The organism is Paenibacillus sp. YIM B09110, from assembly GCF_037167145.1.
Lineage (GTDB): Bacteria > Bacillota > Bacilli > Paenibacillales > Paenibacillaceae > Pristimantibacillus.
In genome coordinates, this window is sequence record NZ_JBANSP010000007.1 from 282,774 (window position 1) to 295,524 (window position 12,751).

Consider the following 12,751-nt stretch of genomic DNA (forward strand, 5'->3'; position numbering starts at 1 on the left):
TATCTATTTAGAGCACCTGCTCTAGAAACTTTATCGCTCGTTCGCTTTGCGGCTTGTCGAAGAAGCTTGCGGGCTCGGAGCGTTCAACTAATCGGCCTCCGTCAAGGAAGTAGACGGTGCTTGCCGCATCGCGCGCGAATCGCATCTCATGCGTCACGATGAGCATGGTCATGCCGCTGTCGGCTAAGCCGCGAATGACAGTCAACACTTCCTTCACCATCTCGGGATCGAGAGCCGACGTAGGCTCGTCGAACAGCATAATATCGGGCTCCATCGCGAGGCTGCGGGCGATCGCGACGCGCTGCTTCTGGCCGCCGGATAGCTTAGACGGGTAGCTGTCCGCTTTGTCGGCCAGTCCGACGCGCCTCAGCAGCTCCTTCGCTTTGAAGCGGGCCTCTTCGATCGGCATGTTCTTCACCTTGCAAGGCGCAAATGTAATGTTGTCGATGACCGTCATATGCGGAAATAGATGAAAATGCTGAAATACCATGCCGATGTGCTGTCTTGCCTTTGTGATATCCGTTCTTTTGTCGGTGATGACCGTACCGTCGATGACGATGCTGCCCGAGGTCGGTGTCTCGAGCAAGTTCAGACAGCGGAGAAACGTCGATTTTCCTGAGCCGGAAGGTCCGATCAGCGCAACGACCTCGCCGCGTTCGACGGTCGTTGTGATGCCCTTTAGCACTTGGTTTTTGCCGAAGGTTTTGGTTAGATCCGTTACATTAATCACTGCGGCGAAGCCTCCTTTCAAGCAGATGGGCGAGTGATGTCAGAATGAGCACGAGTACGTAGTAGATTACGCCTACGAACAGCAGTGCTTCGAGCGCCCGGAATTCAATCGATTGGACGACATTAGCCCGTCGCATTAAGTCTTGCACACCGATTACGGATACGAGCGACGACTCCTTCAACAAGGCGACGCATTCGTTGACGAGCGCGGGCAATATGGAGCGCAGCGCCTGCGGCAAAATAATGCTGATCATCATCGTCCGGTATGGGATGCCAAGCGCCATAGCAGCTTCTCGCTGGCCGCGATCGACGGACATGATGCCGCCTCGGATCGTCTCCGACAAATAGGCGGCGGAGTTGAGCCCGAATGCGAGACCTGCGGCAAGCAACGGCGAAATATCGTAGTGGAACAACTGCGGCGTCGCATAATAGATCAGGAACAGCTGCAGCAGCAACGGCGTACCGCGGAACACCGACGTGTAGACAGTCGCGAACCATTGCAGCGGCTTTACGCCTGATATTTTGAACAGCGACAATATCGTACCCCAGACGAAACCGAACAGGGCCGAGACGAGCGTGAACAGCAGCGTCACGTAAATGCCGCGCAGCATGTATGGTGCGTACGGAGCGAGCATGCCGAAATCCAAGTTCAGCTTCTTCAGGACACCGGATTCCTCATCCTCGTCCTCTGTCGCGAACCATTGCTTAATCATTTCGTCGAGCTTCCCGTTCTGGCTAATTTCCGCGAGTACGCGATTGAATTCGCCGACGAGCGGCGATTGCTTCGGAAACGCAACGGCATATCCGTTCTCCTTCTCGGTTGCCGGAACGAAGTGCTGGACAAGATCGGGATTGGCGCTCGTATATTCAACCGCTACTGCGTCTTCCACGATAAGAGCATCGACGCGTCCCGTCTTCAGCTCCTGGACGAGATCGGGAATGCGGTTCAGCTTCTTGAGCTCTACATCCTGAAGGGATTCAGCGTATGTATCCTGTGTCGATCCGAGCTGAACGCCGACCCGCTTGCCCTTTAAGGCTTCAGGGGAAGCGTAAGGCAAGTCGGACTTGGAGACGATGGTATTGCGCGCGATGTAGTAAGTGTTGGAGAAATCTACGTTTTGCTTCCGTTCCTCCGTCACGGACATGCCGGACATGACGAAGTCAACGCGGCCCGTCTGCAAAGCGGCGATAAGCCCGTTGAAATCCATACTCGCGATTTCCAGTTCATATCCTAGGCGGCTGGTGATATACTTGGCTATATCGATATCAAGTCCGACGATTTCTCCGCCATGAAGAGCATCCACGCTCTCGTAAGGCGGGTAATCAGGCGATGTGCCCATGATAAGCTTAGGCTTGCTTTCGGAAGGCGCCGCGTGGGCGACGTCCCCATTCAGTCTGGGTAAGCTTTGCTGCCGAGGAAGTGACTGCTGGATGAAACTTATGGTGAGTATGAGAATTGCGACGGCGGATAGCGCCGTATAGATTCGTTTGAGCTTATGTCTGGTCATGGCAGCCTCTCTCAGGTGGATTATGAATTTACAACTATGGTACTATAGCTTATCGTTACTATTTCCATCAACCCAAATTACTATTTGGCTTGGTGTTATTTATTTGCAGGGAACGGCCGTGCATTTAAGCCGTATAACAACGAAACGGAAGGGAGGTGAATCCATTGTTAGAACTGGAATGGCATGATATATTTCCGTACTTATTATCGATTAGTTTGCTTTGCTCGTTCGCCTATGCGTATGCATCTCATGTGAACACGAACGCTTATGCTTTTACGGAGGGAAGCATAGTGGTCAGCTTGCTGCTGCCGCTATATCCCGAAGCGTTATGGCGGACTATTCCAATTCGCCATTGGCTGGTTAGGAGAGAGAAGCGAAAGGAATCGCCGGATGACGACATAACCGACTGTAAAGCCTCGTTTGTACACGCTAGTTCAAACAAACGAGGAGGATTTACATGCAAACAAACATTAACAATGGATTCACTTCTTTTCTAAGGAACAATCGCTTTATTATGATCGGACTTATGCTCGCTGTGCTGCTGCTCGTTAGCGGCTGCAGTACGGCTAGCGGCACAATCGACGGCGACACGCCGGGTTTCTTCAACCATTATGTGATTTATCCGCTGTCGGCTTCGATTCAGTATATGGCCAAGTTGTTCGACGGCAATTACGGTATCGCCGTGATGGCGATTACGATTATTATCCGCTTGGTGCTATTGCCTCTTATGATGAGACAATACCGCTCGCAAGCGACGATGAAAGAGAAGATGGCTGCGCTCCAGCCGGAGATGAAGCAGCTTCAAGATAAGTACAAAGGCAAGAGTGATGCCGATTCGAAGCAGAAGATGCAGCAGGAGACGATGCAGCTGTATCAGAAGCATCAGGTGAACCCGCTAGCGATAGGTTGTCTGCCGATGCTGATTCAATTGCCGATTCTGACCGGTTTATATTCCGCTATTAAGCTGACACCGGAGCTTGCGGAACACTCTTTCTTGTGGTTCCAGCTCGGGTCGCCGGATTACGTTCTTCCGATCTTGGCCGGACTCGTTTATTTGGTCCAGTTCAAAGTGTCGCAGATCGGCGTGGACATGACGGGCCAACAAAAGCAGATGCAGTTCATCGGCTACCTGTCGCCGATTATGATGACGGTATTCGCCTTTACAGCTCCGGCTGCTATCTCGCTCTACTGGGTAACCGGCGGTCTGTTTATGATCGCGCAATCTTATTTGGCCAAAAAAATATACGCGCCTAAGCCTGGGGCCGAAGCCGAGAATGTGAAGGCGGCTGGGCAGAAAGCGTAAATTCAAGGGAGTTGCAACGAATGTCCGTTGGTGTATTAGCCCACCTGTTCGGCAGTCTGCCGTATAAAGAGCTTGCCCCTAAAGTAGCAGAGAAAGGGTTTGCGCATGTTCAGCTGGCGTTATGGAAGGCGATTAGCGATATCGACTTCAGCAAGCCCGGCAACCTGAGTCCGGGCCTTGCGAGCGCGATTGGCGAGCAGTTCGATCGGAACGGCGTTTCCATCTCCGTGTTAGGCTGCTACGTGCATTTGTTCGACCGCAATGAGGAAGTTCGCCGCGCCAACGTGAATCGGTTCAAGGAGCTGCTTCGTTATGCGAAGCAGTTCGGCGCGCCGATGGTTGCGGCCGAGACGGGGCGTTATGAAGGCGGCGATTATACGGATCGGGATTGGGCGGTTATGAAGTCGACGCTTGAGGAATTAACGGAGGAAGCGGAGCGATGGGGCGTATACGTCGGGCTGGAAGCTGCAGGCGGGCATCTGATCGGCGCGGCGCCGGAGCTGGCGCGTATGCTGGAAGAAGTGCCGTCCTCTATGGTTGGCGTCGTGATCGATCCCGGTAATCTGCTTAACGAGTCCAACTTCGCGCGTCAGAACGAGGTAATCGAGGAGGCGTTCGAGCTGCTCGGCGACCGAATTATCGCCGCCCATGCGAAGGACCGAATCCTGCTGCCTGACGGCAGCTTGGGTACAATGCCTGCCGGCTTTGGCGAAATGAACTATGAGTTGTACATGAAGCTGTTGAACCGTTACAAGCCGCATGTCCATATTGTTATGGAAGAGGCTAAGGAGCAACAGATGGAGCATTCCAAATCGTACATTGAAGGTATCCGCCGGCGTGTGTAAGCGTGTTAAGGAGCATGGTGGAAGAGAATAGCGCAAGAAACTTTCGTTAATCTACTTAAAGCGGTTAACAGGTGTCCAATAGCGAATACAATTTGCGCTATTTCCCTGACCAACCTACCGTAATGCACCAATTGGCGCTTGCTAATTGAAAATAACGAAAAAATCTTACGTTATTCCTCGTTTATCATCCGCCATGAGCCAAATAGCGAAAAAGGTTTACGCTATTTGACTTTGACGCCTGAAATAGAAAAAAGAAGGGGATGTCCCTTCGAGCAGACTGAACGTCTGCTCGGGGAGACATCCCCTTCTTCGCATTGTTTAAAGCACGTTTAAGTGCGGGATAACCAATCCGCCATAAACGAAGGCGGCCACAATGACGATTGCTGGATGGATCTTGCGGAATTGCATCGCCCAGAAGGCGACCGCCGCGATAATCAGCGATTGAATGACGCCGATCGATTCGACGGAGCTCTCGGCCATCTGCCAAGTGAGCAGCAGCATCATGATCGCGATGACGGGCTGAACGAGCAGCGTCATCCCTTTCACGACCGGCGATTGGCGATGCTTCTGCAGCACTTTCAGCAGCAGAATGAGCGCAACCGCCGACGGAACGATGGTAGCCGCGAGGGCGAGCAACGAACCGCCAAAGCCTGCGACATCATAGCCCACGAAAGCGGCGATCTTCGTCGCGATAGGACCGGGAAGCGCGTTGCCGAGGGCGAGGATGTTGGAAAATTCCGTTGACGTCGTCCATTCATGGTTCGTAACGATTTCCCTATACATAAGCGGTATGGAGGCAGGTCCTCCTCCGTAGCCAAGCACGTTGGCGATAAAAAAGCCGATAATCAAATTAATCCAATCCACGAGTCACGCCCTCCTTCTGCTGCGGCTTATGCTGATCCAGCTTGCGTTCTTTTCTCCGCTTAATAGCAGCAACCGTCTTCAGGTGAAACGCTCCGTAGCCTAGGAATAATACAATGACGATAGCAGGATGCAGATGAATGCCTTGAAGCAGACCGAACGAGAGGGCGAAGAAGCCGATGCCGACGTAAATGCCGAGTCCCTTCACGGCGCGCTCGCCGAATTCATACGCCATCATGCCAAGCATGACCGCAATAACAGGCGTCACCGCGCCGATCATGCCTTGCACGAACGCTGCGCTGCTTAAGTATTGCACGAAGGAGAGCAAAGCGATCATCGCGATGCCGGAAGGCACGATATGCGCCAGCACGGCGACAATGGCGCCAAGCACGCCCTTCTGCCGATAGCCGAGATAAGCGGCGATCTTAGTCGCGATCGGACCGGGCAGCGCATTGGCAATCGCGAGAATTTCTCCGAACTCCTCGTCCTCCAGCCACTTGTAATGGTTCACTGCTTCGTACCGGATGAGCGGGATAACCGATGGGCCGCCGCCGTAGCCGATAATGCCTGTCTTCATAAGCGCCCATGTCAATTGCGTATACATATTATCACGGAATGCATTTGCCATCGTCTAAAGCCTCATTCCCATCCGGCTTTTATACCGATTAATAAGCACTTGGCAATCTACGCCCATAATGCCGGGAAGTGTATACAGCTTTTCCTTCAGGAACTGCTCCATCTCCTGGTTGTTACGGAACAAGCCGTGCATATGCAGTTTGCTAGGTCCGGTCATATGATAAAGACTCGTAACGAACGGTTCCATGGCAAGCACATCGGCTGCGGCATGCAGATGCTTCGGTTCGACCTCCACATTAAAGAATGCAGACACATGAATGCCGATTTTCTCCGGATTAATGACCGCAGTGAAGCGTTCAATTACGCCTGCGTCCATCAGTGCATTAATTCTCGCTTGGACAGCTACGCGCGAAAGTCCGATTTCTTTTGCGAGGTCAGTGTAAGATATTCTACCATTCGTATTGAGAGCTGATATAATCTTACGGTCAATCTCGTCGATTTCGACGGAGGTATGCTCCTCGGATGGTTTGGATTGCATGTCACCAACTCCCCTTTCCTTATGAAATTTGATTTCAAGGTGTCATGTAATATCTATTTATAATTACCATATGTATAAATATAAACAGGAATTCATTCGTTTTCAATACATTATGGCAAAAATGATTACATTTTAGTTGCCTATCAATGATAGGCGTGGTATTTTTTAATCATAGATTTGAGTTAGGTTATCTAACATATAGGAGTGATAGCGATGAATCAATCTGCAACCGGTACGAAGGCTATGGTTGTCAGTCCTCATTATTTGGCGACCGCCGCCGGCATTCGCATGTTGGAGCAAGGAGGCAATGCCTACGATGCCGCCGTTGCCGTCAGCGCTTGTCTCGCTGTTGTGTACCCGCATATGACGAGCCTTGGAGGGGATTCCTTCTGGCTGATGCACCATCATGAAGAGGACGTTGTTCGGGGATATAACGCCAGCGGAAGATCGGGACGTCTGGCAACAAGGGCCGCCTACGATGGGGAACAGTCCATTCCGACCCGCGGCATGAAGAGCATCGTTACCGTGCCGGGGATGGTGGACGGTTGGTTCGCGGTGCATGAGAAGTATGGCGCGCTTGAATGGGCGCAGGTGCTTGCTCCGGCGATTGAATATGCGCAGAACGGGTTTCCGATGTCTAATGATCAATATGAAAATACATTAAAATGCGAAGCCATCCTCGCGCAGACGCTGGAGACGGCGGACATTTATTTGCCTGGAGGCAGCGCCCCGCAGCCGGGTGAGACGTTCAAGCAGGCGAATATGGCGAAGACGCTTCAGCGGCTCGCTGCGTTCGGACGCGATGAGTTCTATAAAGGCGAGACGGCGGTGGAAATTGCCGATTATATGCAGCGGCATGGCGGTCTTCTGACGCGTGAGGATTTTGAAGCGCATCATGGTGATTGGGTTGAGCCTGTGAAGGGCTCTTATAGAGGATATGACCTCTATCAAATGCCTCCGAATTCACAAGGCTTCACTGGGATTATGGCACTTCATATTCTAGAGCAATTCGATTTGCAGACGATCGAGCACGGCTCGCATGAGTATTATCAGCTTTGTATAGAAGCGCTCAAGCTAAGCTTCCAGGATCGCAATGCGTATTTGTCCGATCCAGCCTTCACGGAAGTGCCGCTGGATAGGCTGCTTAGCAAGGCGTATGCCGCGCAGCTGGCCGATTCTATCGACATGGAGCAAGCGTCCGGCTTGCAGACGAAGTCGATTGGCAGCGATACGGCATATGCCGCGGTCGTTGACGGAGACGGCAATGCCGTATCATTCATTCAGAGTCTGTATTTCGAATTCGGCTCGGCTGTCGTTGCGGGCGAAACAGGCGTGCTGCTCCAAAATCGCGGCTCGTTCTTCTCGCTCGACGCCAGTCATGTGAACCGGCTTGAGCCGGGCAAAAGAACTTTCCATACGCTTATGCCGGCTATGGCTTGCAAGGACGGAAAGCCCTCCATACTGTACGGGACGCAAGGCGGAGAGGGGCAACCGCAGACGCAGACGGCGATTTTCACGCGAATGGTCGATTATGGGATGGATCCGCAGCAGGCGATTAACGAGCCGCGCTGGGTATGGGGACGGACATGGGGCGAGCCGACGCAGGAGCTGAAGATGGAGGGCCGTATATCCGAAGCGGTGTTCTCTTCCTTATCGCAAGCAGGTCATATCGTGCGCAAAATGAAAGATTTCGACGGCATTATGGGTCATGCCCATGCGATAAAGCGTGATGAGAGCGGTAATCTGCAAGGCGGCACGGATCCGCGCTGCGACGGCGCCGCAGCGGGCTTGGATTACTAGAAGACGAGAGGGAGGATACAGACAATGAGCCAGAACCAACACGAACAGGAAGGTGAGCGTCTGCGTCAGATAGAGCGTTGGAACGCCTATGCGAACGCGTCTATCGACGTCCCTCCTTCCGGGAGCGGCGAATTGACCGGGAAGACGTTCGCGGTTAAGGATGTTTTCGATATTAAGGGGCATACGTCTGGCGCGGGCAATCCTGACTGGCTGCGGACGCATGCGCCTGCAACGGATTACGCGTCTGCCGTAAGCAAGCTTCTTGCCGCAGGGGCACATATGCAGGGGACAACGATAACCGATGAGCTGATGTACAGCATTAATGGTGAGAACCATCACTATGGCACGCCGATGAATCCGAAGGCGAAGGGACGTATTCCCGGCGGCTCATCCAGCGGTTCGGCCGTTGCGGTGTCGGCTGGGCTTGCCGACTTCGGGATCGGTACGGATACGGGCGGTTCGATTCGCGTTCCGTCCGCGTATTGCGGTATATATGGCATACGTCCTACACACGGCGCAGTCGATGTGGCAGGGCTTATTCCGCTTGCGCCGAGCTTCGACACGATCGGCTGGATGACACGCGACGCGCAGACGCTGCTGGATGTCGGGCGGGTGCTGCTTGATCGGTGGAACGAAAGCGGCAATGGAGAGGGAGAGCAGCATCATGCGCCTTTCAAGCGGCTGCTAGTCGCAACCGATCTGTGGGATATTCCTGAGCAGCCGCTGCAGGAAACGCTTCGGGACTACATTCAAGGCTTGGCCGACATAATAGGAGGCGAACCGCAACTGATTGTCGCGGCCCCCGAGGGAATCGGGGAATGGACGAGTGCCTTCCGGACGCTGCAAGGCATGGAAATATGGCAGTCTCATCGCGAATGGATAACGAGCGAGAAGCCAACTTTCGGTCCGGGCATAGCCGAACGGTTCGTATGGGCAAGCTCGCTCCGAGAGGAGCATGCCATTAAGGCGTCGCTCATTCAGCAGCGCGCGAGAGCGCGTATGGAGTCAATGCTCGGGGAGGACGGTGTACTCGTCATGCCGACTGTTCCTGCTGCGGCGCCGCTGCTTGGACAGTCCGGCAAAGAGGTGGAGCGGGTCCGCATGCGGACATTCGAGTTGTGCTGCGTTGCAGGCCTTAGCGGCCTTCCTCAAGTGACGATACCGATTGCCGGCAAGGACGGCTTGCCGATTGGACTGTCGTTCATGGCGGGGAGAAATCAGGATATCCGCTTGCTGGAATGGCTTGCCAATGCTGCTGATAGCTATATTCAATCACGAGGAGAGAGTAGGAGGGCGAGATGAGGGTAACTACATTGAAGCTTGGCGAGAATGAGGTCGCTGCGCTGAATAGCGAAGCGGGACTTGTCTTGATAGATACGATTAATAAGGCGGCAGGACGTTCCTGGCATACGGAGCTGTTCGATATTATTTCGTGCGGCGAGCTTGATGCGATAACGGAATGGTATGAAGCCGGCGGCAAGGCGATGCTGGCTGACTTGCCTGCTCTTCCTTATTCGGAAGCGGAATACGCCCCGCTCTATCGCAATCCTCGCAAAATATGGGGAATCGGCATGAACTATGTGCAAAATGAAGTGGAGCTCGCGGCTGCCGACCCTAGCGAAGAGCCGGTTTGCTTCATGAAGCCGGCTACGACATTGATTGGTCCCTTCGACGCTATTCGCATTCCGCAGGGAGCAGGTGCGATTACTGCGGAAGCGGAGCTCGCCGTCGTGATCGGCAAAGCTTGCAAAAACATAACGGAGGAGGACTACGGCGACGTCATCGCGGGATATGTTGCGGCAATTGATGTGACGGCAGCCGATATTCATGCGCGCAATCAACGTTTTCTCGCCCGGGCGAAAAGCTTTGATACATTCTTTGGTCTCGGTTCAACGCTCGTAACGAAGGAAGAGCTGCCCGAGCTGCTGCAAGTTTATGTCGAGACGGCTCTGAACGGCAAGGTTGTGCATCGCAACAAGCTATTCCATATGAAATTCCGTCCAGACTTTGCGGTAGCCTTTCTCTCTAAGGTTATGACGCTGCTTCCGGGCGACATTATTATGACCGGAACGCCGGGGTCGGTCGTCATTCGTGACGGCGATAGGATCGAATGCCGCATTGACGGCTTTGAACCGCTATGTAACTCTGTCCGCGAGTAAGACTGCCGTGGCTTCGCTGTTATTTTGCCGCTTGATCGAGATCGCAAAACCTGCTATAAATAAGTAAGTTAATAAATTCAGTTTGGAGGAGAAACGATGATCAACCTATTTCCTGCATCTGAACGGCATATTGCGGATCTCGGCTGGCTGCGAAGCTATCCAGCTTATTCATTCGGCGGTTATCAAGACAAGAGTCGAACAGGCTTTAGCGTGATGCGTGTATGCAACGACGATTATATAGCTCCAGGACGAGGCTTCGGCGCGCATCCCCACAGCGATATGGAGATTGTATCGATCGTATTGAACGGCCGCATTCGCCACGAGGACAACTTAGGCAATCGCGTCGTAAGCTCGTTTGGCGAAGTGCAGCGCATGTCGGCCGGCAGCGGCGTTATTCATACTGAATTCAACGATAGCCCGGATGAGGAACTTCGGTTGCTCCAGCTGTGGTTCATGCCTAACGAACGCGGAGCGGCGCCATCCTACGAGGCGAAGAGTTTCGATACGGCCAAGCTGCATAATGCTTTGCTGCCGGTTGTTTCCGATGAGCTGTCTGGGCAAACGGCGACGATTGCACAACGTATGACGATCTACCTGAGCAAGCTGGATCGCAATCAATCGATTCATTATGAGGCTGGCGAAGGGCGCAACCTGTTTATATATGTCATAGAGGGCAAGCTGGCCGCGCTAGGTCAATCTATGACGGCAATGGATTCGGCGGAGATCGAGCGCGAGAGCGAACTGACGCTCACGGCTGAGGAAGATGTTTTCTTCATGCTGGTCGATCTTCCATAACGTCCCCGAAGGGAGAGGAAATAGGTGAGACAAACGCTGCTAGTAAAGCATGCGGTAAGCGGACGGATGCTTATCGATTCGGGCAAGCAGGATGTAGGCTTCTCGCTGAACCAAGATGGAGACGGATGGCGGATCGATATAGAGGTGTCTTGGAGCGAGACGATCGAAGAGATTTTGAAGCTTAAAGAAGAGCTTAACGTGTTTGTTTTCTACGAGTATGATGACAAGCCGACATTGAAGACTTGGTATTACGTAGGCAATGCGCCGGTTGAATATGGTATTGAGCTAGGGCTTTTGACCATTCAGGCTCAATCCCGCATTGAGTATTATCCGCACGAATATTCCGTTTAACCGTTGTTGAAAGCGAAAGAAGCCCGGACATGCGCAATGCATATCCGGGCTTTCATTGTAATATGCCGAGCTTATAATCGTTGTACCCGTAATGTAATGATGGTGGATTACGTATCGGTTTTAATCTCGTCCCATGACTGGTCTTTGTATCGAATGAGCCAATTCAGCGCGTAATGCCTCTCATACACGACGCCGTTATCCAAATCCCCGGGCGTTTGGCGATCGTTAATCCTGCTGTCCACGCACACCCAGTTATAACGGTAAATGAGGTCAGCTGCATCCAATGTTTCATTCACGCTTCGCAACCGGGCACTGGATTTGAATGCTTCAAAGCTGTCATATCGCTTCAAGATAGAAACGGCTGCCCCAACGTCGCATACACCGGTCGGCTCGTCCAGCTTCTGGACAAAGCCTAGCGCCCATAGCATCACAAGATAGCCCTCGTAACGCCATGAGAAAGGTGCGGCTTCGTCTATCTTAGGGCTGCGGTTACGAATAAAAGCTTGTTCAAGGGGCGAGAAAAAACCGGATGCGCTATACAGAGCCGTAACCCGTTCGACAACCTCATCTGTATCCTCCTCGCTCTCGCCGCTTCCGACACACTCGCCCTTCAACGCCACGATGCATAAGGCAACGGCGCGTTTTGCTATATCATCTAGGCTCCGAATACAGGCGCCTTCGTCCGGCAGCGCCGCAGGCAAGTTCTTGTTGAATGGAATGCCGCGTTCCGTCAAGATCCTCTCTGACCGCTCTTTGCGGCTAAGCGCCGTTTCCGTCTCTTTCAGATCGCCGTGCAAGAGACTGGTATGGGCTGTTACTTTGAAATCATTCACCTCCGAGTTGCCGTCCAGATCCATCAGAAGTTTTCCATCCCAATGAAGCAGCTGGCGGCTTCCCCAAAATACGGGGCCGTCCAACCGCTCCGCAATCGAGAGCAATTCTTTATAGAACGCATCGGAAATGTCCTCCTCTGTCTCGATGCCGATGACCATGTTGAGTGTCGATATTTTGATCAGCAGCTTTTCGTGGACGAGGCTGTTTTTAGCCTGCAGCTGCGCGAAGAAATTTCCCATTCCGTTAATCATTTTTGCAAACTCGTCAGGCTGGGTACGGCTGGTCATGATGGTAAAGCGGTTAACGGTTTTAGCGAACCATTTTTTGCGGGTCACTTGAATGCTCGTTCCGTCTTCGGTCACTTGGATACTGTCTTTCGGATATAGCGCTTTGATGAGGTCCAAGACCTGATTAAGGTCGAAATTAGAGCTGTAGATCGCACAGTTTTTCAT

At 52.8% G+C, this 12,751-nt stretch carries 13 protein-coding genes; 7 read left to right on the plus strand and 6 right to left on the minus strand.

Annotated elements, in window-relative coordinates:
- Positions 1-7 precede the first annotated feature (7 nt).
- Positions 8-730, minus strand: a complete 723-nt coding sequence (locus V8F51_RS13545; protein ID WP_337100801.1) for an amino acid ABC transporter ATP-binding protein — start codon at positions 728-730, stop codon at positions 8-10.
- A complete protein-coding gene (locus tag V8F51_RS13550; RefSeq protein ID WP_337100802.1) occupies positions 723-2,237 on the minus strand; it encodes an ABC transporter substrate-binding protein/permease in 1,515 nt (504 codons plus the stop codon). The genes V8F51_RS13545 and V8F51_RS13550 overlap by 8 nt, the downstream gene beginning before the upstream one ends.
- A gap of 457 nt (positions 2,238-2,694) precedes the next feature.
- Here V8F51_RS13550 and yidC point away from each other — a divergent pair, with 457 nt between their 5' ends.
- Positions 2,695-3,540 (plus strand): membrane protein insertase YidC, encoded by an 846-nt coding sequence (yidC, locus tag V8F51_RS13555; RefSeq protein ID WP_337100803.1) that lies wholly within the window; start codon positions 2,695-2,697, stop codon positions 3,538-3,540.
- Between the two features lie 20 nt (positions 3,541-3,560).
- Entirely contained in the window at positions 3,561-4,385 is an 825-nt protein-coding gene (locus tag V8F51_RS13560) for a sugar phosphate isomerase/epimerase family protein (protein WP_337100804.1), read from the plus strand.
- Positions 4,386-4,703: 318 nt separating this feature from the next.
- Here the strand turns inward: V8F51_RS13560 and V8F51_RS13565 are convergent, their stop codons facing one another.
- The 3 genes from V8F51_RS13565 to V8F51_RS13575 are packed head-to-tail and all read right to left on the minus strand — an operon-like array spanning position 4,704 to position 6,360.
- Positions 4,704-5,249, minus strand: a complete 546-nt coding sequence (locus tag V8F51_RS13565; RefSeq protein ID WP_337100805.1) for a chromate transporter — start codon at positions 5,247-5,249, stop codon at positions 4,704-4,706.
- Positions 5,236-5,874, minus strand: a complete 639-nt coding sequence (locus V8F51_RS13570) for a chromate transporter (RefSeq protein WP_337100806.1) — start codon at positions 5,872-5,874, stop codon at positions 5,236-5,238. Before V8F51_RS13570 ends, V8F51_RS13565 begins: the two co-directional genes overlap by 14 nt.
- 3 nt (positions 5,875-5,877) lie before the next feature.
- Complete coding sequence (locus V8F51_RS13575) at positions 5,878-6,360, minus strand: Lrp/AsnC family transcriptional regulator (RefSeq protein ID WP_337100807.1); 483 nt, start codon at positions 6,358-6,360, stop codon at positions 5,878-5,880.
- Between the two features lie 213 nt (positions 6,361-6,573).
- On the opposite strand from V8F51_RS13575, the gene ggt reads away from it, so the two are divergent.
- From ggt to V8F51_RS13600, 5 genes are all read left to right on the plus strand, one after another.
- Complete coding sequence (gene ggt / locus V8F51_RS13580; RefSeq protein ID WP_337100808.1) at positions 6,574-8,160, plus strand: gamma-glutamyltransferase; 1,587 nt, start codon at positions 6,574-6,576, stop codon at positions 8,158-8,160.
- Positions 8,161-8,184: 24 nt separating this feature from the next.
- On the plus strand, positions 8,185-9,462 hold the full coding sequence (locus V8F51_RS13585; RefSeq protein WP_337100809.1) for an amidase: 1,278 nt from the start codon (positions 8,185-8,187) through the stop codon (positions 9,460-9,462).
- Complete coding sequence (locus V8F51_RS13590) at positions 9,459-10,319, plus strand: fumarylacetoacetate hydrolase family protein (RefSeq protein ID WP_337100810.1); 861 nt, start codon at positions 9,459-9,461, stop codon at positions 10,317-10,319. The genes V8F51_RS13585 and V8F51_RS13590 overlap by 4 nt, the downstream gene beginning before the upstream one ends.
- Positions 10,320-10,415: 96 nt before the next feature.
- Complete coding sequence (locus V8F51_RS13595) at positions 10,416-11,114, plus strand: pirin family protein (RefSeq protein ID WP_337100811.1); 699 nt, start codon at positions 10,416-10,418, stop codon at positions 11,112-11,114.
- A 24-nt stretch (positions 11,115-11,138) separates the two neighbouring features.
- Complete coding sequence (locus V8F51_RS13600; RefSeq protein ID WP_337100812.1) at positions 11,139-11,465, plus strand: hypothetical protein; 327 nt, start codon at positions 11,139-11,141, stop codon at positions 11,463-11,465.
- A 107-nt stretch (positions 11,466-11,572) separates the two neighbouring features.
- On the opposite strand, the gene V8F51_RS13605 is transcribed toward V8F51_RS13600, so the two are convergent.
- Positions 11,573-12,751, minus strand: coding sequence for a DUF4272 domain-containing protein (locus V8F51_RS13605; protein ID WP_337100813.1), 1,179 nt, complete (start codon positions 12,749-12,751; stop codon positions 11,573-11,575).